Source organism: Halorubrum sp. CGM4_25_10-8A, assembly GCF_005435025.1.
Lineage (GTDB): Archaea > Halobacteriota > Halobacteria > Halobacteriales > Haloferacaceae > Halorubrum > Halorubrum ezzemoulense.
In genome coordinates, this window is the sequence record NZ_SGTX01000004.1 from 159,010 (window position 1) to 180,359 (window position 21,350).

Sequence of the window (21,350 nt, forward strand, 5' to 3'; positions counted from 1 at the left end):
TACCCGGATCAGGTCGCCGCGAGAAGCTTCAGCCGCAGGTCGCGCTCGTCGACCTCGTACTTGAACGCCGGGTGGCCGTCGACCAGCACGTAGGGGACGCGCTCGCCGTACTCGTCTGCCAGTTCCGGGTCGGTATCGACGTCTATCTCGTCGATATCGACCGTCACGGGGTCGAGGTCGGCGGCGACCGACTCGATCGTCTCGCGGGCGATGACGCACAACGAGCAGTTCTCGCGGGTGTAGAGGGTGACAGGGACGGTCGTCGGGCCCTCGTCGGCCGAGGCTTCGTCCCCGGTCACGGCTCGGAGGAGCCGTCCGCGTCGTCGGCCGGTTCGGCGGGGTCGTCCGCGTCGCCGGTCAGCTCCTCGGCGACCGTCGCGGCGTCCAGCAGTTCGGGGCCGACCGCGAGGTCGGCGACCGTCGCGACGAACTCCGGCAGCGACCGGCTCGCGTACGTCACGATCTGGACCTCCGGATTCTTTTCCTTCGCGACCGGGATACCGGTCGCTTCCTCCACGTCGGTGAGGACGAAGTACGCGGCGTCGGCGATGCCGGCCTCGGCGAGCGCGTCGGCGGTGACGAGCCCCTCGATACGGTTGATCGCGACGCCGCACGCGGCGAGCTCCTCGCCGAGCCCGTGCTCGTCGGGGCCGGCGACGACGGCGAGTGGTTGGTCCGTCATCACTCGTACTCGATCGTCGCGGGCGGCTTGTGGGTCACGTCGTAGACGACCCGCGCCACGTTCTCGTTCTCGCCGGTGATCCGGCTCTGGATCCGCTGGAGCGTACTCCAGTCGAGCTCCTGCGCGCGGGCGGTCATCCCGTCACGGCTCTCGACGGAGCGCACGGCGACTACCCAGCCGTGGACGCGGTTGTCGCCCTTGACGCCGGTCGCCTTGCCGAGGACCGCGGCGAACGCCTGCCACGGGTCGTACTCCGCTAACTCCTCCTCGACGACGTGGGTCGCCTCGCGGGCGACCGCGGCCTTCTCGGGGGTCACCTCGCCGACGATCCGGACGGCGAGCCCGGGCCCGGGGAACGGCATGCGCTCGGAGATGATCTCCTCGAGGCCGAGCTCCCGGGCGACCTCGCGCACCTCGTCCTTGTAGAGGTCGCGGACGGGCTCGACGATCCCCTCGAAGTCGACGACCTCGGGGAGCCCGCCGACGTTGTGGTGCGACTTGATGTTCCCCTCCGACTCGATGCGGTCGGGGTAGATCGTCCCCTGAACGAGGTAGTCGGCGTCCACGTCGCGCGCGACCGTCTCGAACTCGTCGATGAACCCCTCGCCGATGACGTGGCGCTTCTCCTCGGGGTCGGTGACACCTTCGAGCCGGTCGAAGAACCGGTCCTGCGCCTCGATGACGCGCAGCGACTCCATGAAGTCGAACGTGTCCCGTATCTCCGCGGTCTCCCCCTTCCGCATCAGTCCCGTGTCGACGTAGACGGGGGTGAGCTGGTCGCCGACCGCCTCGTAGGCGAGCGTCGCCGCGACCGAGGAGTCGACCCCGCCGGATAAGGCGATCACGGCGTTCGCGTCGCCGATCGCCTCCCGTATCTCCGCTTTCGCCTCCGCGATGAATTCCTCCGTCTCGACCATCTATAGCCTCACGTCCGCGTTCCGCTCGGTTGTGTCCGTCGATCCCAGCGCCGCCTCGACGAGGGAGACGAACGGCGGGCTCGCGCGGTCGGGCCGCGACCGGAACTCGGGGTGCGCCTGCGTCCCGAAGAAGAACGGGTGGCCCGGGCGTTCGAGTATCTCCATCCGGTTGTCGGCGCGCCCCGAGAAGACGAGTCCGTCGGCCTCCAGATCGTCGATGTACTCAGGGTTCACCTCGTAGCGGTGGCGGTGGCGCTCGGTACAGGCGTCGGCGTCGTACACCCGGGCGGCGAGCGTGTCGGGCTCGATGTCGGTCTCGTGGGCGCCGAGCCGCATCGTCCCGCCCATGTCCTCCGTCTCGTACTGCTCGGGGAGCAGGTCGATGACGGGGTGCGGCGTGTCGGGGTCGATCTCCGCGGAGTGGGCGCCGTCGAGCCCGAGGATGTTGCGCGCGTGTTCGACGACGGCCATCTGGAAGCCCAAGCAGAGCCCGAGGAACGGCACGCCGTTCTCGCGGGCGTAGCGGATCGCCTCGATCTTCCCGTCGGTCCCGCGGGAGCCGAAGCCGCCGGGGACGACGACCGCGTCGGCCTCGGCGAGCCGCTTCTCGTGTTCGGCCTGCGTCTCGTCGGCATCGACCCACAGCACGTTCACCTCGGTGCCGGTCTGGATGCCGGCGTGTTTCAGCGCCTCGTGGATCGACATGTACGCGTCTTCAAGCGCGTACTTGCCCACGAGCGCCACGTCGATCTCCTCGTCGCGGTCGCGGGTGACCAGCTCGCGCCACTCCGTCGACCGCTCTTCCTTCGGAAGCGCCTCGTCGGCGAGGCCGAGCCGCTCCATCACGTACTCGTCTAATCCCTCGTCTTCGACCATCAGCGGGACGTGGTAGATGTCCTCGACATCGGGGTTCGAGAAGACGGCGTCCGTGGGCACGTCACAGAAGAGCGCGATCTTCTCTTTCGTCTCCGGGTCGAGTCGGTCCTCCGAGCGGCCGACGAGGATGTCGGGCTGGAGGCCGATCGAGCGCAGCTCTTTCACGGAGTGCTGGGTGGGCTTCGTCTTCTGCTCGCCGTTCTTCGAGTACGGGACGAGGGTGACGTGCGTGAAGAGGATGTCATCGTCGTCCTCCTCGTGGGCGAACTGGCGGAGGGCTTCGAGGAACGGCATCGACTCGATATCTCCGACCGTCCCGCCGATCTCGACGAGACAGACATCGCTCCCCTCGGCGGCCTCCCGGATGCGACGCTTGATGTCGTCGGTGACGTGCGGGATGATCTGGACGGTCTTGCCGAGGTAGTCGCCGGCGCGCTCGCGCTCGATGACGTGCTGGTACGTCTTCCCCGTGGTAACGTTGTGGTCGAACGTCATGTCGGTCCCGAGGAAGCGCTCGTAGTTGCCGAGGTCGAGGTCGACCTCGCCGCCGTCCTTGAGGACGTACACCTCACCGTGCTCGTACGGGTTCATCGTCCCGGCGTCGACGTTGAGGTACGGGTCCACCTTGACGGCGGTGACGTCGAAGCCCGCGTTGGCGAGAAGGCGCCCGGTGCTGGCGGCGGTGATGCCCTTGCCCAGCCCGGACATCACTCCGCCCGTGACGAACACGAACTTCCGACCCAGCGAGGGGTCGTACCCCGTGTCGGGATCTGCTGGCATATCGACCGTCCGGCAGGCCGGGGCAAAACCGTTTCGGACCCCGCGGTTCGCTGGACGTTCGTGTCGTTTCGGGACGTGTCGGATCACCGTGGAGAACTGTGTGGTGGCGAGGTGATCGAGGCCGTCAGGTCGACCGCTTGTTCGGAAGTCGGTGACCGTGGATCATCGGCGAACACCGCCAAAGCCCCGGTCGCGAGGACTCGCGCGACTCGCTGTGGTCCTCAGTCGCTCACTCCGCTCGCTCCCTGCGGTGTTTGTTTGTCGTGCTTCGCCGTCGCGACCGCCCGTTTGAGTCCCGCCCCACACAGCAACCGCACCTCGCGCCTCCCCGGCCTCGTCAGTCGTCCTCGCTTCGCTTCGGACGACTGACTCCAGCGAGGGACCGAAGGTCCCTCTGGCAGCCGATTTGACAGAGCAGTCGCTCGCGGCGTTCGAGTGGATTTTGCGAGGGAAGAGCGCTCCGAGAGCGTCTTCCCGCATCACGGGGGGAGGACCCCGGCGATGCGAGGGGAGGGATTTGAACCCACGGACCTCTACAGGAGCGGAGCTTGAATCCGCCGCCGTTTCCGGGCTTGGCTACCCTCGCACGCGGACTGGCGTTGGATCGGCCTCCTCTTTATCCCGTCGGTTCCGCACCGACCAGCGTCGCCCGGAAGCCCCCCTCTGGGGACTCGTCGACTTCGAGCGTCCAGCCGTGCGCGGCCGCCACGTGCTCGACGATAGCGAGCCCGATCCCGGTCCCGCCCCCAGGAGAGACGCCAAAGTCGGTCAGTTCCACCCGGTCGCGCTCGTCATCCGGGAGCCCAGGACCGTCGTCGGCCACGTACAGCCCGCGGTCGTCGACGCCGACTCGAACCGTGGGGGCGTCCCCGCCGTACTCGAAGGCGTTGCCGATGAGGTTCCCGACGGCGCGCCGGAGCAGGGTCGGGTCGCCGGTGACGGCGCCGGCGTCCGCGACGACGAGGTCGGCGTCAGCGGGGATCTCTCCGAAGTCGCCCGACCCTAGGCAGTCGGCCGCAAGGTCGGCGAGGTCGACCGCGGCGTCCTCCGTCTCGATCGCGTCCGGATCGCGGGCCATTACGAGTGCCTCGTCGATCATCGACTCGATCCGACCGAACGCGCTCTCGGCGGCGGCTAACTGCTCGGTGTCGCCGGTCTCGCGCGCGAGGTCGATGTACCCCCGCGCGACCGACAGGGGGTTCCGGAGGTCGTGCGAGATGAACCCCGCGAGCCGTTCGAGCCGCTCGTTGAGGCGCTCCAGTTCGCGCTCGCGCTCGACCCGCGCCGTGACGTCGCGGATGACTCCCACCGCGCCGACGACGGCGCCGCCGCGCTCGATCGGCGTCAGCCGCGTTTCCGTCGTCACGTCGCTCCCGTCGTCGAGCGTCGTCGTGAGCTGGACGCGCTCGTCGTCGGCTTCGCCCCCGAGGACGCGCTCGACCGCGGCGCGGTAGCGCTCGCCCGCCTCCTCGCTCCAGCGCCCCTCCGCGACGAGTCGCTCGGGGTGTTTCGCGTGGAGAACCGCCTCGTCGAAGCCAGTCACCTCGCGGAGGCGGTCGTTGACGAACACGCGGTTCCGGTCGGCGTCGAGGACGTACGCGCCGTCGCCGAGGGCATTCACGATCGACTCGGCGTGATCGATCGGGACCGACTCCGGCGGAGTTTCCATACGGCCCGTACGGGCCCCAGAGACAAGTGTTACTCGGGTAGCGGCAGGCGTGGCGGCGAGCGGCCGACCGCGTCAGCCGGCGATCATCGCGACGCCGGCGACCGCGAGGACCGCCGCGGCGAGCCGGAGCCGGAAGTGCCGCTCGCCGAGCAGCACGCCCCCGAGGACCACCGCGACGATCGCCTGCGTGTTGATCACGGGGGAGGCGACGCTCGCGGGCAGCGCCGCGAACGCGACCGTCGTCAGGTGCTCGCCGAGCGCGACGAGCCCGCCGGCCGCGAGGAACTTCGGGAGGTCCCGCCGGGTGACCGCGAACGGGCTCCGGAGCGCCGCCGGAAAGAGGACGACCGCGACGCCGGCGAGCAGGAGCGGCACCCACAGCGTGCCGGGGATCGAGAACTCCTGGAGCGCGACCCGCTTGCCCACGTCGGCGACCGCGTAGCAGGCCGCGCTCGCGAGCGCCAGCTGCGCCGGCCGGGAGCGCGCGGCCCGCGCGAACGGCGCGAAGAAACCCCCCGGCTCGTAGTTCGCGACGTACACCGCGAGGGTGGTGACGACGACGCCGGCGACCTGGACCGGCGCGAGGACCTGCCCGAGCAGTCCGACCTCCAGCGGGAGGACGAACATCGGGACGATCTTGTTGATCGGCGCGACGTACGACACCGCCCCCTGGTCGATGGCGCGCAAGAAGAGGACGAAGGCGGCGGCCGTCCCGAGGGTCGTGACGGCGACGACCGCGGCCCGACGCGGCGCGACGAGCCCGGACACCCCCGCCGCGGCGTCGCCGAACCCGACCGTCAGCCCGGTCCCGGCGAGGAACCACGAGACCGCCGCGACGTTGATCGCCACCGTCAGCGCGGCGGGCGGGTATCCGGCGAAGGCGCGCTTCAGGACGAAGAGGTACGCGCCCCAGACGACGGCGGCGGCGACCGCGGCGAGGAGTCCGGCGTCCATGCGGTCGACCCGAGCGCGAGCGGGGGAAAGAAGGGTTCGGTTCGCGGGCCGGTCGGCTTCGCCGCCGGCGCCGCGAAACGGTTAGGTCGCTGCCGCGTGAACGGCACGCACATGGACGACCACACTCGGGACCCCGGCGTCGCCCCGCCGCTCGGGAACCCGACCGGATGGCACGCGGGCGACGAGTCGCGCGCGGCGTCCGGAGAGGCGGAAGCGTCGTCCGGCGACGCGGACGCGTCATCCGGCGACGCGGACGGGCTGCCAGACGCACAGGCGGTCGGCGGGTACTGGGAACACGCGACGCTCCGACGCGCGACCGAACACGGCGTGCGGCTTTTCAACGACGGCGCCTACCACGAGAGCCACGACTGCTTCGAGGACGAGTGGTACAACTACGGCAGCGGCACGGCCGAGAGCGCCTTCCTCCACGGGATGGTCCAGGTGGCCGCGGGCGCGTACAAGCGCGTCGACTTCGAGAACGACGCGGGGATGCGGTCGCTGTTCGAGACGGCCCTCCAGTACCTCGACGGGATCCCGAGCGACTTCTACGGGGTCGACGTCGACGACGTGCGAGAGACGCTCCGGGCCGCGCTCGACGACCCCGCCGCGGTCGACGGGTGGCAGATACCCCTCGACGGCGCACGTCAGCCGGCGTACCCCACCGACTACGAGTACACTGAGCGCGTCGACGAGGGGCACTGAGCCCGGGCGTTGCCTGACGCACGGGGATCGGACCGCTCGCCGCGGATCCGAACGCCACTTATTCGCCGCTCGTCAGGGTGTGGTATGGAGATCCACGATCTGGGCGACGGGGAGCCCGAGGTCGCCGTCGTCGGCGCGATCCACGGCGACGAGCCCTGCGGCGCCCGCGCCGTCGAGCGCCTGCTCGACGCCGACCTCGACCCCGAGCGACCGGTCCGCCTCGTCACCGCAAACGAGGCGGCGCTCGACGCGGGCGAGCGCTACCTCGACGCCGACCTCAACCGGGCGTTCCCCGGAAACCCCGACGCGGAGGCCCACGAGGTCCGGCTCGCGGCCGAACTGGTCGACGCGCTGGAAGGGTGTACGACCCTCGCGATCCACTCGACGCAGTCGTACGCGGAGCCGTTCGCGGTCATCGACTCGATGGACGAAGTGACCCGCGCTGTCGCGCCGCACCTCCCCGTGGACGCGGTGATCCAGACGGACGCGTTCACCGAGGGCCGACTCATCGAGCACCCGCACACGCTCGAAGTGGAGGCGGGGCTCCAAGGCTCCGAGGCGGCCGCTGACAACGCCTACTGGCTGTCGCGCGCGTTCCTCGCCGCGACCGGCGCCATCTCCGCGCCCGGCGCCGACGACGTGCTCGACGCTGGCGGTCGGGAGGACGTGTCGGTGTTCCGACTCCGCAAGCGGATCCCGAAGCCGGAGGCGGAGGCGTACGAGGTGTTCGCGCGCAACTTCGAGCGCGTCGAGCCCGGCGAGCGGTTCGCGGCCGCCGACGGCGAACCGCTGCTCGCCGACGAGCCATTCTACCCCGTACTGTTATCGCCGAACGGCTACCGCGACCAGTTCGGCTACGTCGCCGACCGCGTCGGCACGCTGGAGTAGGTGCCCGCCTCGCGGCGCGCGAGGCCGAGCCCGGACGCCCGCTACTCGACGAGTTCGATCGCGTCGTCGCCGTTCGGCACCGCACAGATGAACGCGCCGGGCTCGTCGCGCTCGTTGCGGTACCAGTGTTCGACCCCCGGCGGGATCAGGAGAGTGTCGCCGGCCGACACGGTGCGTTCCTCGTCGCCGATCCCGACGACGTACTCCCCGGCGAGGACGTACTGCTCGTGTTCGATCGCGTTGGTGTGGCGGGGGACCTCGGCGCCCGGTTCGAGCTCGAACCGGCGCATCGCGAAGGTCGGCGCGCCGTCCGACTCGTCGAGGAGGACGCCCTTCGAGAGCCCCTCGGCGGCCTCGACGGGCTCGTACGCGATGTCGTCGCCGCGCTTCACGACCGACTCGGCGTCGCCTGCGTCGCTCATACGCGACCGTGACGGGAGGCGCGTATTTAATTGCTCACCGCCCGGTCCCGGCGGCTCGAACGTCGACCGACCCCTGTGACTTAACCGCTCACCGGCCGAACGCGATGGCATGCGTGGAATCAAGATCGGGAGCGCGTTCGGGATTCCGATCCGGCTCAACTGGACGTTTCTGATCGTCTTACCGCTGTTCGCGTACCTGATCGGGTCGCAAGTCGGGATGATCGCGGAGGTGATGAACGAGACGGCCGGTCTCGGGATCGACGCGACCGCGGTCGCGAGCGGCACCACGCCGTGGGTACTCGGGCTGTCGGCCGTGATCGGGCTGTTCGTCGGGGTGCTGCTTCACGAGTTCGGCCACTCGCTGGTCGCCATGCGATACGGCTACGAGATCGAGTCGATCACGCTGTGGCTGCTCGGCGGCCTCGCCAGCTTCGCCGAGTTCCCCGAAGACTGGAGACACGAGTTCTGGATCGCGATCGCCGGCCCGCTCGTCAGCGTCGCGGTGGGGATCGCCTGCTACGGGGTCGTCCTCGTCGCGCCCGTCGGCTCGAACGCCGTCCTCTTCGTCTTCGGCTACCTCGCGCTCCTGAACATCGTCCTCGCCGTGTTCAACATGCTGCCCGCGTTCCCGATGGACGGCGGGCGGGTCCTCCGGGCGCTGCTCGCACGGAACCAGCCACACGCGCAGGCGACCCAGCGGGCCGCCTCCGTGGGGAAGGTGTTCGCGTTCCTGATGGGGATCTTCGGCCTGTTCACCTTCCAGCTGCTGCTCATCGTGCTCGCCTTCTTCGTCTACATCGCCGCCTCGGGCGAGGCCCAGCAGACGACCCTGAAGGCCGCCTTCGAGGACGTGACCGTCGGCGACGTGATGACGCCCCGTGAGGGGCTCCACACGGTGACGGAGGACACCTCGGTCGGCGACCTGATGAGCCGGATGTTCGAGGAGCGCCACACTGGCTACCCCGTCCTCGACGGCGACGAGCTCGTCGGGATGGTCACCCTCGAAGATGCCCGGTCGGTCCGCGAAGTCGAGCGCGACGCCTACCGCGTCGACGACGTGATGGTGACCGACCTCGTCGCCGTCGACCCGGACGCCGACGCCCTGACCGCCCTCCAGACCATGCAGGAACACGGCGTCGGCCGCCTCCCCGTAGTCGATGCCGACGGCGAACTCGTCGGCCTCATCTCGCGGTCGGACCTGATGACCGCGTTCAACATCATCCAGACGGGCGGGACGCCGGGCGTCATCAGCGGCCGGCGACAGCAGGCCGGCGAAGAGCCCCGAATCCTCTGACCGCTCGCTCCCGCGGCGGCGGTCCGCGACCGCCCCCGGCGTGGGGTATATACGCGGCAACGACCTACTCGGGATGTGACAACCCGGACCATCCGCGCCCGCGACCGGCCGGTGTTCGGCGTCGACGTCCACAGCGGCGACGTCCGCGGCGACAGCCCCTCCTACGCGCTGGTCATCCTGGACCCCGTCGACGAGGACGACCCGGACGCCCCCGACGCCGACGGTCCGATGGCCCGGATCACCCGCGACGTGGTCTCGTTCCGGAAGCTCTGCCGGCTGATCGACGACCGCGAGCCCCTCTACGTCGCCACCGACAACGCCTACGAGCTGGCGGCGGACAAGGGGGAGCTCGTCAACTTCCTCCGGTCGCTGCCAGACGGGACCCGCCTCGTCCAGGTGACCGGCGCGGAACGGCCGGAGCCGCTCTCGCGGGTCGCCTCCCGGCACGGCATCCCCTACGGCAAGAAGCCGATGAAGGAGGCGGAGGCGTCGGCGCGGCTCGCCGCCGCGAACGTCGGCCACGAGGTGACCGCGTTCACCGACGAGACGACCGTCAAGGTGTCTCGCGGGCGCTCGACCGGAAATGGCGGGTGGAGTCAGGACCGCTACACGCGGCGGATCCACGGTAACGTCCGCAAGCGGACGCGCCAGGTCCAGTCGAAGCTGAAGGATGCGAACCTCGACTTCGAGCGGGACGTGACCGAGAAGTACGGCGGCTACGCGAACGCGACGTTCACCGTCGAGGCCCGCCCCGAGGATATCCCGGTGTCGAACTCGCGGGCGGGCGACGTGCGCGTCGAGGTCGAGCGGGAACGCCGCGACGGGATCGAGTACGAGCCGCTGGTGAAGCGGCGCGACCGCGTCATCGTCGGGATCGACCCCGGGACGACCACCGCGGCCGCGGTCGTCGGCCTCGACGGCACGGTCCACGCGCTGTACTCCTCCCGCACCGGCGATACCGCCGAGGTGACCGAGTGGATCGTCGAGCAGGGGCGACCGATCATCGTCGCCGCCGACGTGGAGCCGATGCCGGAGACGGTCGAGAAGTTCCGGCGCTCGTTCGACGCCGCCGGGTGGCGGCCGACGACCGACCTCCCGGTCGATGAGAAGCTCCACCGCACCCGCGAGGCGAGCTACGCGAACGACCACGAGCGCGACGCGCTGGCGGCCGCGCTGTACGCCTACGACGACCACGAGGACCAGTTCGAGCGGATCGCGGCGAAGACGCCCCCGCGGCTCGACCGCGGGGCGGTGATCGCCGGCGTCGTCGCGGGCGGCTCGTCCGTCGAGGCCGTCATCGAGGACCTGAGCGAGGACGACGGCGGGGACGGAGACGAGGACGACGCGGACGAGGCGGACCCCACCGAGCCCGACCGCACCGAGGAGGAGGAGACGATCCGCCGGCTTCGCGAGCGCGTCGACCGGCTGGAGTCGCACGCCGAGTCGCTGGAGGAGGACTTAGAGGAGCGCGACGACCGGATCGCTGAGCTGGAGGGCGAGCTGGAGGAGGCGAAACGCGAGGAGCGCATCGAGGCGCGCTCGCGGCGCGCAGTCTCGCGGCTCGAACGCGAGACGGACCGGCTGGAGCGCGAGCGCGACGAGGCAGAAGAGCGCGTCGCCGACCTCGAACGCAAGGTGGAGACGCTGAAGGAGCTGTGGCGGCTCGACCACTCGAACTTCGGCGACGTGGCCGAGGGGCGGGGGCTGGTGAGCGTGAAGGTCGTCGAGCAGTTCACGCTCGACGCGCTCGACGCCGCGGACGACGCCTACGGGCTCGTCGCCGGCGACGTGGTCTACCTCCGGGACGCGTCGGGCGCTGGCCGGCGGACCGCGGAGCGGCTCGCGGAGGCGGAGCCGCGGGCCGTGATCCGCGGCGATGGGAACCTCTCAGACGTCGCCGACGAGGTGCTGTTCGAGCGCGCCGTCCCCGTGGTGCCCGCCGACGCCGTGCCGGTCCGCGAGGTGGACGAGCTGGCGGTCGCGAGCGAGGAGGACCTCGCGGCCGCCGTCGAGGACTGGGAGGAGCGCGCCGAGCAGCGCCGGCGCGACGAGAAGGCCGAGCGGATCGACCGGATCATCTCCGAACACCGGGCGGGGCGGACGCTGCCCGAGACGGAGGAGTGAGCGCGCCCGGGGACGACCGGAACGCGAGTCAAAGCGGCCGACGGGCGCGCTGGCGGCGCTCCGCGTGAGTCGTCGGCACGCATCCAGAAGTCATATGTCCGGGAACGCACACTCGGAGGTATGGACGCTCACGAGCTGATCACCCGGAACGCGGCCGAGGTGGTCACCGAGTCGGAGATCGAGGCGCTGGCCGACGACCCCGAAGGAAAGCGGGCGTACGTCGGCTACGAGCCCTCGGGCGTGCTCCACATCGGTCACATGCTCACCGCGAACAAGCTCATCGACCTCCAGGAGGCGGGCTTCGAGGTTACGGTCCTCCTCGCGGACGTACACGCCTACCTCAACGACAAGGGGTCGTTCGAGGAGATCCGCCACACCGCCGAGCGGATGCGCGACCAGTTCATCGCCTACGGGCTCGACGAGTCGAACACGCAGTTCGTGCTCGGCTCGGACTTCCAGCTCGACGACGACTACACGCTCGACCTCCACGCCCTGGAGCTCGAGACCACCCTCGCGCGGGCCGAGCGGGCGATGGCCGAGATCAGCTCGGGCGACTCGGTGAAGGTGTCGCAGGCCGTCTACCCGCTGATGCAGGCGCTCGACATCCCGTACCTCGGCGTCGACGTCGCGGTCGGCGGGATGGAGCAGCGGAAGGTCCACATGCTCGCGCGCGACGTGCTGCCGAGCATCGACCGCGAGCCGCCGACGAGCCTCCACACGCCGCTGATCGCCGACCTCGCGACCGGCCGCGGCAAGATGTCCTCCAGCGAGGGCGTCACCATCTCGATGGAGGACTCCCGCGAGGACATCGAGTCGAAGGTGAACGACGCCTACTGCCCGCCGACGGCAGATCCGGAGCCGACCGACGACGGCGCGGAGCGAGAGAACCCCGTCCTCCAGGTGTTCGAGTACCACGTCTTCCCGCGGTTCGACGCGGTCACCGTCGAGCGCCCGGAGGAGTACGGCGGAGACCTGGAGTACGACGCCTACGACGCCCTCGAAGCCGACTTGGAGTCGGGCGAACTCCACCCCGCGGACGCGAAGGGCGCGCTCGCCGAGTACCTCGACCGCCTCATCGCGCCGGGCCGCCAGCAGCTCGCCGAGTAAGCCACCCCGCCGGGCGGAGCGCTGTTAGCCGTCTCCTTTCCCCGTGACCTCCGGCTTTTCGCCCGTCGCGCGGCCGTCGACCTCGCAGGTCCCGTCAAGACAACCCAGTCCGGCCGCCGTCTCGAAGACGGGGAGCCCGCAGTCGCACTCGTCGACGGCGACGCCCGCGGGGAACGAGAAGGTGGTGTCGCAGTCGGGATAGCGCTCGCAGCCGAGGTAGACGCGACCCGGCGCGGAGCGGACCCGGAGGTCCCCCTCGCAGTCCGGGCACTCCCAAGCGCCGTCGAACCGGTCGCTGACGGCCGCCTCCATCGGGTCGCACGCGGGGTCGAGACAGAGGTGGAACGGCTCGCCGCGCTCGACGCGGATCTTCGGGAGCCCGCAGTCGTCGCAGGTCGCGTCCGTGACGCTCGCGCCCGCCGGGAGCCCCCAGCGCGCCTCGCAGTCGAGACACGCCACGTCGCCGCGCGACCGCACGAGCGGGCCGCCGTCGTCGGGGCAGGTGCCGACCGGGACGCCCGCCTCCGTGACGGGGAGCGCCCGGCCGGCTGTCGCCTCCTCGGCGACAACGCGGAGTCGCCGCGATCCGTCGCGAGCGGTGACAGTGAACCCGTCGCCGTCACCCTCGACGACGACGCTCTCGGGGCGGGTGAGCCACGCGACGGGCTGGTAGCCGTCAGCGTCGTGGACGAGCGTCGTGTCGTCGGGTTTGATCAGTACCACGACGCGGCCCCGATGGGTTCGGGTGCGGTCGCCGCGGTCGGTCACCTGACAGTCGCCTGCGAGCACGCGGAGTCGTTCCGGCATAGGACGGGTGGCCGCGGAATGGGTGTTAAGCGGTCGTTGCGGGAGTTTAAGAGAGATACCGGGCGGGTGGCGGTGAGAACGGGTGACGCGACGAGACGGCAGATCGCTCGAACGTCCCGGCCGCTCGTTGATAAGCGGATACCGACGGATCGCAAGATCGGGTTCGGACGCCGGCGCGCCTACGCCACCCGAACCGTCCGCGTCGCCGTGACGGGCAACAGCGGGAGGTCCGGGAAGACGACCTCGACGACGAACTCCAGTTCGTCGGCGTCCGGCGGGCCGAACACGCCGACCGGGACCGTCGTCTCCCCGTCGAGGTACGTCGTCGTCGCGGTCATCTCCACGTCGTTGACGGTGACGCGGATCCCCGCGCGGGCGCTCCCCGAGACGGCCGCGACGGCGACCTCGCACATCTCGTTCTCGCCGACCGCGATGCCGTCGGGGAACTCACCCCAGTCGACGTCGATCCGGGGGCAGTCGCGGGCGGCGTCGACGATCCGCTCCGCCACGGAGTCGCTCATCCCGGCGTTCGCCAGTTCCGCCGGACCGGCGTCGACGACGTCGGCCGGCGAGGTGAGCCCGGCGTCCGCGAGGCGCTCCGCGCGGCCGGAGCCGACCCCCTCGATCGCCGTGAGCGCGACCGCCTCGCGGGAGACGCCGTGTTCGACGCGCGCCTCCACGCGACGGGCGAGGTTGGCGGCGCGCGGGCCCGCGAACCGGTCGAGGAACTCCGCGAGCGCGGCGAGCAGGCGGAGCGCGTTCTGCCGGATCACCCACGCGTCGGAGCGGAGGTCGGAGGGGATCGAGTCGGCCATCCCCGCCAGCAGGATGGCGAACACCTTGCGGTGACCGTCCTCCAGGTCGGTGTCGCGGCCGTCGAGGATGCGGTCGACCGCGTCGGCCTCGGCCGAGCGCGCGGAGACGGAGTCGAACTCGCCCGCCGACGCGACGGTCTCTAACACGGCGTCGGCAGTCAGCGTCTCGCGGTCGGCGAGGCGCCGGAACCGGCGGGCGGTGTCGAGCCGGAGGTAGTACTTCGAGGCCAGCCGACCGAGGGCGGTCGGCTCGATCGCGAGGTCGTCGTCGGCCGCGACGAAGCCGTCGTCGACGAGCGATTCGAGGGTGTCCCGCACCCGGTCGCGGAGCGTCGAGAAGTCGTACTGGTCGGGCTTCGACTGCGCGCGGACGTAGTAGAACGTCGTCTCCAACCACGCCATCACGTCTTCGAGCCCCCGGATCGTCCCCATCGCGATCTCGGCGTTGAGGTGCGACTCGAGGTCGGCGGCGAGCCGCGACTCGATCGCCTTCCCCTCGCGCAGCAGTTTCCGGTACTTGTCCGCGTCGGCGCGGTCGCAGACCACCCAGCCGTACCCGACGTCGTCGTACTCCGGCCGACCGGCGCGCCCGAGCATCTGGAGCACGTCCAGCGGCGAGATGTCCGTCTCCCCCTCCAGCGGGTCGTGGTACTTCGTGTCACGGATGACGACGCAGCGCGCGGGGAGGTTCACGCCCCACGCGAGCGTCGACGTCGAGAAGAGGAACTTGATTTTCCCCTGTTTGAACCACTCCTCGACGCGGTCGCGGTCGTCCTTCCCGAGGCCGGCGTGGTGGAACCCGACGCCGTCGGTGACCGACTGGCGGAGCGTGTCGTTGGTGAGCTCTTTCGCCTCGTTGTGGAAGTCGTAGTCGTCGCGCGAGTCGATCGGGATGTCGCGTTCGGTGATCTCGTCGCGCGCCTTCTTCGCGGCTTGGACGGTGTCCTGCCGCGAGGAGACGAACACGAGCGTCTGCCCGTCCTCGCGGACGTGCGGCTCGGCGAGGTCGAGCGCGCGGTAGAGCCGGCGGTACTTGTCCGCGAACGCGTTCGAGCCGTGCGAGTACGTCTTCACGCCTGTCTCGAGGTCGACGGGACGGTACTCGTCGCCGAAAGCGTACGTCGTCTCCGCGGGCGCGTCGAGCCACTCCGCCACGTCGCCGATGTTCGGCATCGTCGCCGAGAGCGCGACCACGCGGGGGTCTTGGAGCCGGCGGAGCCGCGAGACGGTGACTTCGAGCACCGCGCCGCGCTTCTCGGAGTCGAGCAGGTGGACCTCGTCGATGACGACGCAGTCCACGTCGGTGATAAAGGAGTACCGCGCCGAGTCGTGTTTCCGCGTCGCGCTGTCGGCCTTCTCCGGCGTCGTCACCAGCACGTCCGCGCGCTCGGCGCGGCGGGGGTTCAAGTCGCGCTCGCCGGAGACGACGTACACGGAGTAGCCGAGATCCTCGAAGCGCTCCCACTCGCTCTCCTTCTCGTTCGTGAGCGCCCGCAGCGGCGCGACGAAGAGCGCGGTCCCGCCCGCGGCGAGCGTCTTACAGATGGCGAGCTCCGCGAGCGCCGTCTTCCCGGAGGCGGTCGGCGCCGACGCGACCACGTTGTGGTCGGTCTCCAAGATCCCCGGCAGCGCCTCCCGCTGCATCCGGTTGAACTCGTCGAACCCGAAGGCCTCCGCGAACTCCGGCACCGCGTCCGCGACCTTCACGGCACACCACACCCGTGCGCGAGTCGTCGGGAACCGCGGCTGTGTCGCATCGGATCGAGAGGGGGGCTTCGAGGGCAAAGGCGTTTCTCATGCGGGCGCGGCGGGACTCGGGCCGCGCGAGCGGCGAGATGTCGAGGTCGCCGAGCGCCGAAGCGTCGCCGCGGACCCACACCGTTTAGGCGACCGCGGTCGACCGCACGGGTATGATCCCCTCGTCGCCGCTCGTCGTCGGTGCGGGCGTCGCGGTCGCGCTGTTCGCGCTGTTCGCGGTCGCCCGTCGGCTCCGCGGCCCGTCGACGGAGGCGCGCGAGTCGAAACGCGCTCACGAGGCGGCCCAGGAACGCGAACCGCCGGTCGGGATCGGCGAGACGTACGAGTTCGGCGTCACCGAACTCACCGACCACCACTCGGGGAACGAGGTCGCCGTCGGCAAGGTGGAGGGATTCGTCCTCTTCACCGAGGACATCCCGAGCGGGCTCGAACCCGGCGACGTGATCCGCGCGAAGGTCCTCTCGTTCAACGAGGGGCGCACCTCCGCCGACGCGACCTTCGTCGGGCGGGCGTAGTTCGGTCGGTTGGGGCGCGGTCGCCGCCGAGTCGGCCGGCGCGACGACGCCGGACGCCGCACCCGAGGCGACCACGTCCGCCCCGAACCGGAGGTTGATACGTGATGGTGACGAAGAGGTGTCGCAATGGCTCAGGCCGGCACCCAGGACCTCACGGAGCGGTTCATTCAGTTCTATCGCAACTACTACCGGGAGGAGATCGGACAGCTCGCCCAACGGTACCCCAACGAGCAGCGCTCGCTGTACGTCTCCTACGACGACCTCTTTCAGTTCGACCGCGACCTCGCCGAGGACTTCCTGAACAAGCCGGAACAGATGCGCGAGTACGCCGAGGAGGCGCTACGGCTCTATGACCTCCCCGCCGACGTCAGCCTCGGCCGCGCGCATGTCCGCATCGAGGACCTCCCCGATAGCGTCGACATCCGCGGTATCCGCGTCCACGACGACCATATCGGGAAGCTCGTCTCGATTCAAGGGATCGTTCGTAAGGCCACCGACGTACGCCCGAAGGTGACGGAGGCCGCCTTCGAGTGCCAGCGCTGCGGCACCATGACGTACATCCCGCAGTCCGACGGTGGCTTCCAAGAGCCCCACGAGTGCCAGGGCTGCGAGCGACAGGGCCCGTTCCGCGTCAACTTCGATCAGTCCGAGTTCGTCGACTCACAGAAGCTCCGTATCCAAGAGTCGCCCGAGGGGCTCCGCGGCGGCGAGACGCCCCAGTCGCTGGACGTCGACATCGTCGACGACATCACCGGGAAAGTGAGCCCCGGCGACCACGTTACCTGCGTCGGTATCCTCCACATCGAGCAGGTCGAACAGGGCAACGAGAAGTCCGCCATCTTCGACCTGTACATGGACGGCGTCTCTATCGCCATCGAGGACGAGGAGTTCGAGGACATGGACATCACCGAGGCGGACAAACGCGACATCATCGAGCTCTCCGAGCGCGACGACATCTACGAGGCGATGGTGGGCTCCATCGCCCCGGCCATCTACGGCTACGAGGAGGAGAAGCTCGCGATGATCCTCCAGCTGTTCTCCGGCGTGACGAAGCATCTCCCCGACGGGTCGCGGATTCGGGGCGACCTGCACATGCTCCTGATCGGTGACCCCGGCACGGGTAAGTGTCTTAAATTTGATACCAATGTGACACTTGCTGATGGACGAGAAGTTCCGATAGGCGATCTCGTCGAGGACAATCTCGATGATCCGAAACCGATCGACGACGGCGTCTTCGACGAGGTCGATTTCGAAGTACCCTCGCTACAGTCGGACGGAACGATCGGATCCGCGCGAGCGACGAAAGTCTGGAAGCGGGAGGCTCCCGAGACGATGTATCGTGTCGAGACTGCCTCCGGCATGGAACTGGAGGTGACGCCGTCGCATCCGCTGTTCGTTCAGACTGGTGCCGGACACGTTCCGCGGCGTGCGGATGAACTCGACGTCGGTGACCGTGTGGCCGTCGCATCGCGCGCTGCCACAGATGGCGGTATCGCCGTGTCTGGTAGTCAGAACACCTCGGTCGTAGAGGAAGTCCGATGGGACTCGATCGAGTCCATCGAACGGGTCGAATCCGATGAAGACTGGGTCTACGATCTCGAAGTGGAGAGAACGCACAACTACGTCTCGAACGGGGTCGTCTCTCACAACTCCCAGATGATTTCGTACGTCGAGAACATCGCACCGCGGTCCGTCTACACCTCTGGGAAGGGATCGTCGGCGGCCGGCCTTACAGCTGCAGCCGTGAGAGACGACTTCGGCGACGGCCAGCAGTGGTCGCTCGAAGCCGGCGCTCTCGTCCTCGCGGACAAGGGAATTGCGGCAGTTGACGAGCTCGACAAAATGGACTGCGTCACGGGCGACGCGCTGGTCTCGCTCGCGGACGGCCGCGTCGAGCGCATCGACGAACTGGCGCGGGAGGCCGCCGAAGACGGAGATGTCGAGGAACTCTCGAACGGACGCCATATCCGCGACGTCGACCTCGACGTCTGGTCGATGGACGAGGACGGGAACCTCGTCGAACGGTCCGTCTCCGCGGTCCACGAGTACGACGCGCCGTCGGAGCTGACCCGAGTGACGACGGAGACCGGCGAGTCGCTGACTGCGACCGCCGACCACCCGTTCTTCGTCCTCGACGACGGGGAGCGTGTCGAGCGCGAGGCGGCCGCCCTCGACGGGGGCGACTGGGTGTACGTCCCTCGCGAGATTCCGACGAAGGCGGCGGACGGCGGAGCGGTGGCTGCGAGCGGTGGAAATGGGCCAGCGGCCGAGCCCGGCGACGGGGAGAGCGTCGACGCCGCGATGGCGAGCGTCCTCGGATACCTCTCCGGCGACGGGAACGTCTACTACGACCGCGACGAGGGCGTCTACGGCGTTCGGTTCACCAACACGGACGACGACCTCTTAGACGACTTTGAACGCGCGGCGCGCGAGGCGTTCGACGCGGAGCCGGTCCGCCCGCCGAGCGAACGGCGCGACGGCGGCGTCGAGACGGTCCGCGTCACCGGGAAGGAACACGCCGACGCCGTCCTCAACGCGGGGATGAACCTCGGCCGGTACGACGAGAAGTGCTTCCCGACTCCCGTTTCGACCGGAAGCCGCGCGGCGAAGGCCGCGTTCGTCCGGGCGCTCGCCGACAGCGAAGGCCACGTCGACGAGTCGGCCGGAAACGTTCGGATAGCGTCGGCGAGTCGGGACCTGCTCCGCGGCACGCGGAACCTCCTCTTAGGGTTCGGCGTGTCGAGCCAGCTCCAGTACCGCGAGCGAGACGGCGGTCGCGACGTGTACTACCTCACGGTGACCGACGCGGATTCGCTCGCGGCGTTCCGGCGCTTCGTCGGATTCACGGCCACCCGGAAGGCCGAAGCCCTCGACCGCGTCGTCGATTCGGCCGACGGCGGCCGAACGATCCTCGACGTGGTCCCGGAGGTCGGCGACGCGCTCGCGCGGTCTCGCGAGTCGCTCCGGCTTCACCAGCGCGAGTGCGGGCTCGACGCGGTCACGTACCACGACTTCGAGAGCGGGACTGCGAACGTCTCGCTCCACCGCGCCGACCGGATACTCTCGGCGTTCGAGGATCGGCGTGAACGCGCGACCGAAGACGTGGACGCGCTCGACGCGACGGCGGCGTGGGAGACGCTCTCGGAGCTTCGGCACCGATACCACGTCTCGCAGTCCGAGCTTGCCGAAGGGACGGCGCTGTCCCAACAGCAGATTTCCCGCGAATGGGGCGAACGCGACGAGGTCCGCCGGACGGTGACCGAGCGGCTCCGAGAGATTCTCACCGGAGTCGGGGAGACCGACCTCGACGACCTCCGCGAGTTCGTCCGCGGCGACGTGAAGTGGCGTCGGGTCGAGTCGGTCGAAACCGTTCCGCCGGAGTCGACCGAACACCGCGGCGAGGTGCTCCGACAGCGGCTCGCAGACGTCATCGAGGGACCGGTCGAGACGGCCGAAGAGCGCGCTCGCGACCTGCTCGACCGCGGTCCGGTCGGCGAGACGCGATCGGAGCTGTCGGCGGCGCTGGACGCGTACGGCGTCGGTCAGTCGGACGTGGCGTCGAGGCTCGACGTGACGCAGGCGACCGTCTCCCGCTGGCTGTCCGGCGCCGTCGAGACCGACCGGCTCGACGACGTGCGTGAGGCGGTCGTGGAGGAGGTAAACGCCGTGAAGGCGGAACTGCGGTCGATACTGGCGCGGATCGAGGACGGCGAGCGACCCCGGGTGTACGACCTGACCGTCGAGGAGACGCACAACTTCGTCGCGAACGGGCTCGTCGTCCACAACTCCTCGGACCGCTCCGCGATGCACGAGGGGCTCGAACAGCAGAAGATCTCCGTCTCGAAGGCGGGGATCAACGCGACGCTGAAGGCGCGGTGTTCGCTGCTCGGCGCCGCGAACCCCAAGTACGGCCGGTTCGACCAGTACGAGCCGATCGGCGAGCAGATCGACTTGGAGCCGGCGCTGATCTCGCGGTTCGACCTCATTTTCACCGTGACGGACAGCCCGGACCCGGAGCACGACTCCCGGCTGGCGAAACACATTATCAAGACGAACTACGCCGGCGAGCTCAACACCCAGCGCGAGGAGCTGGCGAGCTCGGAGTTCACCTCCGAACAGGTGGCGGAGGTGACCGAGGAGGTCGCGCCGGAGATCGACTCCGAACTCCTCCGTAAGTACATCGCCCACGCGAAGCGGTCCTGCTTCCCGACGATGACGGAGGAGGCGAAGGAGGTGATAGAGGAGTTCTACGTCGACCTGCGCTCGAAGGGCGCCGACGAGGACGCGCCCGTGCCGGTCACCGCCCGGAAGCTGGAGGCGATGGTGCGGCTCTCCGAGGCGAGCGCGCGGGTACGGCTCTCAGACACCGTCGAGCGCGAGGACGCGGACCGCGCGACGGACATCGTCGAGTCCTGTCTCAAGGACATCGGCGTCGACCCGGAGACGGGCCAGTTCGACGCCGACGTGGTCGAGACGGGCACGTCGAAGAGCCAGCGCGACCGCATCAAGAACATCAAGGGGCTCATCGCCGACATCGAAGAGGAGTATCAGGAGGGCGCGCCCGTCGAGGAGGTGCTCGACCGCGCGGGCGAGATCGGGATGGACCAAGGAAAGGCGGAGGGAGAGATCGAGAAGCTCCGCACGAAGGGCGAAGTGTACGAGCCCAAGCAGGGCCACCTCCGGACGACGTAGATGGACCGGATCTCCGCGATACGGAACGTCGAGGACGCGCTCCGCGAGTTCGAGGACGGCGACGCCGACCTCGCGGCCACCGAGCGTCGCGTCGCCGCCGTGCTCCGGACGTACGCGACCGAGTTCGACGGCGAGGGCGACGTGTTCCGCGCGGTGGGGGACGACCCGGTCGACGGCACCGTGGTCGTCGCGCCCTCTGAACCGGCCGCGCGCGAGCGCGTCCTCGCGGCCAGCGGGGTCGACGACGCACCGGACGGCGGGGAGGAGCCCGCGTTCGACGTCGAGCGGTTCTAGTTACTGACCCCGGCCCCGCGGACGCTGAATCGATCCGGCGTCACTGACGCCGAC

General features: G+C 69.7%; 17 protein-coding genes and 1 tRNA gene. 8 read left to right on the forward strand and 10 right to left on the reverse strand.

Features of this window, described 5'->3' with window-relative positions:
- Positions 1-8 precede the first annotated feature (8 nt).
- The 7 genes from EXE52_RS06705 to EXE52_RS06735 all read right to left on the reverse strand — a co-directional run bounded on the left by EXE52_RS06705 (position 9) and on the right by EXE52_RS06735 (position 5,878).
- Complete coding sequence (locus EXE52_RS06705) at positions 9-299, reverse strand: glutaredoxin family protein (RefSeq protein ID WP_089308452.1); 291 nt, start codon at positions 297-299, stop codon at positions 9-11.
- Positions 296-682: a CTP synthetase gene (locus EXE52_RS06710; protein WP_049932720.1), complete on the reverse strand. Its 387-nt coding sequence runs from the start codon at positions 680-682 to the stop codon at positions 296-298. Before EXE52_RS06710 ends, EXE52_RS06705 begins: the two co-directional genes overlap by 4 nt.
- Positions 682-1,599: a glutamine-hydrolyzing GMP synthase gene (guaA, locus tag EXE52_RS06715; RefSeq protein ID WP_049932721.1), complete on the reverse strand. Its 918-nt coding sequence runs from the start codon at positions 1,597-1,599 to the stop codon at positions 682-684. Before guaA ends, EXE52_RS06710 begins: the two co-directional genes overlap by 1 nt.
- Positions 1,600-3,255 carry a CTP synthase gene (locus EXE52_RS06720; RefSeq protein WP_089308453.1) on the reverse strand — a complete coding sequence of 552 codons (1,656 nt, stop codon included), beginning with the start codon at positions 3,253-3,255 and terminating at the stop codon, positions 1,600-1,602. It lies immediately after the preceding gene.
- Positions 3,256-3,757: 502 nt separating this feature from the next.
- Positions 3,758-3,841 (reverse strand) — tRNA-Leu (locus tag EXE52_RS06725).
- A 30-nt stretch (positions 3,842-3,871) separates the two neighbouring features.
- Positions 3,872-4,924: a PAS domain-containing sensor histidine kinase gene (locus EXE52_RS06730; protein WP_049932725.1), complete on the reverse strand. Its 1,053-nt coding sequence runs from the start codon at positions 4,922-4,924 to the stop codon at positions 3,872-3,874.
- Between the two features lie 72 nt (positions 4,925-4,996).
- The gene (locus EXE52_RS06735) at positions 4,997-5,878 is read right to left on the reverse strand and encodes an EamA family transporter (protein ID WP_049932727.1); all 882 of its coding nucleotides are present in this window, start codon (positions 5,876-5,878) and stop codon (positions 4,997-4,999) included.
- Between the two features lie 111 nt (positions 5,879-5,989).
- On the opposite strand from EXE52_RS06735, the gene EXE52_RS06740 reads away from it, so the two are divergent.
- Together EXE52_RS06740 and EXE52_RS06745 are read left to right on the forward strand one after the other, a co-directional pair.
- A complete protein-coding gene (locus EXE52_RS06740; protein WP_089308454.1) occupies positions 5,990-6,580 on the forward strand; it encodes a DUF309 domain-containing protein in 591 nt (196 codons plus the stop codon).
- Positions 6,581-6,664: 84 nt separating this feature from the next.
- Positions 6,665-7,468, forward strand: a complete 804-nt coding sequence (locus EXE52_RS06745) for a succinylglutamate desuccinylase/aspartoacylase family protein (protein ID WP_089308455.1) — start codon at positions 6,665-6,667, stop codon at positions 7,466-7,468.
- Positions 7,469-7,509: 41 nt separating this feature from the next.
- Here the strand turns inward: EXE52_RS06745 and EXE52_RS06750 are convergent, their stop codons facing one another.
- The gene (locus EXE52_RS06750) at positions 7,510-7,890 is read right to left on the reverse strand and encodes a cupin domain-containing protein (RefSeq protein WP_049932736.1); all 381 of its coding nucleotides are present in this window, start codon (positions 7,888-7,890) and stop codon (positions 7,510-7,512) included.
- 109 nt (positions 7,891-7,999) lie between these two features.
- Between EXE52_RS06750 and EXE52_RS06755 the strand changes: the two genes are divergently transcribed.
- The 3 genes from EXE52_RS06755 to EXE52_RS06765 all read left to right on the forward strand — a co-directional run bounded on the left by EXE52_RS06755 (position 8,000) and on the right by EXE52_RS06765 (position 12,415).
- Positions 8,000-9,184, forward strand: coding sequence for a CBS domain-containing protein (locus tag EXE52_RS06755; protein WP_049932738.1), 1,185 nt, complete (start codon positions 8,000-8,002; stop codon positions 9,182-9,184).
- Positions 9,185-9,259: 75 nt separating this feature from the next.
- Positions 9,260-11,308 carry a DUF460 domain-containing protein gene (locus EXE52_RS06760; protein ID WP_049932740.1) on the forward strand — a complete coding sequence of 683 codons (2,049 nt, stop codon included), beginning with the start codon at positions 9,260-9,262 and terminating at the stop codon, positions 11,306-11,308.
- 120 nt (positions 11,309-11,428) lie between these two features.
- Positions 11,429-12,415: a tyrosine--tRNA ligase gene (locus EXE52_RS06765; protein WP_049932743.1), complete on the forward strand. Its 987-nt coding sequence runs from the start codon at positions 11,429-11,431 to the stop codon at positions 12,413-12,415.
- Between the two features lie 24 nt (positions 12,416-12,439).
- Here the strand turns inward: EXE52_RS06765 and EXE52_RS06770 are convergent, their stop codons facing one another.
- Positions 12,440-13,222, reverse strand: a complete 783-nt coding sequence (locus EXE52_RS06770) for a topoisomerase DNA-binding C4 zinc finger domain-containing protein (protein ID WP_199237887.1) — start codon at positions 13,220-13,222, stop codon at positions 12,440-12,442.
- Between the two features lie 179 nt (positions 13,223-13,401).
- Positions 13,402-15,744, reverse strand: coding sequence for a DEAD/DEAH box helicase (locus tag EXE52_RS06775; RefSeq protein ID WP_094495182.1), 2,343 nt, complete (start codon positions 15,742-15,744; stop codon positions 13,402-13,404).
- Positions 15,745-15,947: 203 nt separating this feature from the next.
- Here EXE52_RS06775 and EXE52_RS06780 point away from each other — a divergent pair, with 203 nt between their 5' ends.
- The 3 genes from EXE52_RS06780 (at position 15,948) to EXE52_RS06790 (ending at position 21,296) form a co-directional block, all read left to right on the forward strand.
- A complete protein-coding gene (locus EXE52_RS06780) occupies positions 15,948-16,310 on the forward strand; it encodes a TRAM domain-containing protein (RefSeq protein ID WP_137703573.1) in 363 nt (120 codons plus the stop codon).
- A gap of 126 nt (positions 16,311-16,436) precedes the next feature.
- Positions 16,437-21,002: an LAGLIDADG family homing endonuclease gene (locus EXE52_RS06785; protein WP_137703574.1), complete on the forward strand. Its 4,566-nt coding sequence runs from the start codon at positions 16,437-16,439 to the stop codon at positions 21,000-21,002.
- A complete protein-coding gene (locus EXE52_RS06790; RefSeq protein WP_086215228.1) occupies positions 21,003-21,296 on the forward strand; it encodes a hypothetical protein in 294 nt (97 codons plus the stop codon). It abuts the gene before it with no gap.
- Positions 21,297-21,350: the final 54 nt, after the last annotated feature.

Bases quoted from the DNA above. Each gene is read 5' to 3' on its own strand.
- EXE52_RS06710 (WP_049932720.1), bottom strand. From the start codon at position 682: ATGACGGACCAACCACTCGCCGTCGTCGCCGGCCCCGACGAGCACGGG.
- guaA (WP_049932721.1), bottom strand. From the start codon at position 1,599: ATGGTCGAGACGGAGGAATTCATCGCGGAGGCGAAAGCGGAGATACGG.
- EXE52_RS06720 (WP_089308453.1), bottom strand. From the start codon at position 3,255: ATGCCAGCAGATCCCGACACGGGGTACGACCCCTCGCTGGGTCGGAAG.
- EXE52_RS06730 (WP_049932725.1), bottom strand. From the start codon at position 4,924: ATGGAAACTCCGCCGGAGTCGGTCCCGATCGATCACGCCGAGTCGATC.
- EXE52_RS06735 (WP_049932727.1), bottom strand. From the start codon at position 5,878: ATGGACGCCGGACTCCTCGCCGCGGTCGCCGCCGCCGTCGTCTGGGGC.
- EXE52_RS06740 (WP_089308454.1), top strand. From the start codon at position 5,990: ATGGACGACCACACTCGGGACCCCGGCGTCGCCCCGCCGCTCGGGAAC.
- EXE52_RS06745 (WP_089308455.1), top strand. From the start codon at position 6,665: ATGGAGATCCACGATCTGGGCGACGGGGAGCCCGAGGTCGCCGTCGTC.
- EXE52_RS06750 (WP_049932736.1), bottom strand. From the start codon at position 7,890: ATGAGCGACGCAGGCGACGCCGAGTCGGTCGTGAAGCGCGGCGACGAC.
- EXE52_RS06755 (WP_049932738.1), top strand. From the start codon at position 8,000: ATGCGTGGAATCAAGATCGGGAGCGCGTTCGGGATTCCGATCCGGCTC.
- EXE52_RS06765 (WP_049932743.1), top strand. From the start codon at position 11,429: ATGGACGCTCACGAGCTGATCACCCGGAACGCGGCCGAGGTGGTCACC.
- EXE52_RS06770 (WP_199237887.1), bottom strand. From the start codon at position 13,222: ATGCCGGAACGACTCCGCGTGCTCGCAGGCGACTGTCAGGTGACCGAC.
- EXE52_RS06780 (WP_137703573.1), top strand. From the start codon at position 15,948: ATGATCCCCTCGTCGCCGCTCGTCGTCGGTGCGGGCGTCGCGGTCGCG.
- EXE52_RS06785 (WP_137703574.1), top strand. From the start codon at position 16,437: ATGGCTCAGGCCGGCACCCAGGACCTCACGGAGCGGTTCATTCAGTTC.
- EXE52_RS06790 (WP_086215228.1), top strand. From the start codon at position 21,003: ATGGACCGGATCTCCGCGATACGGAACGTCGAGGACGCGCTCCGCGAG.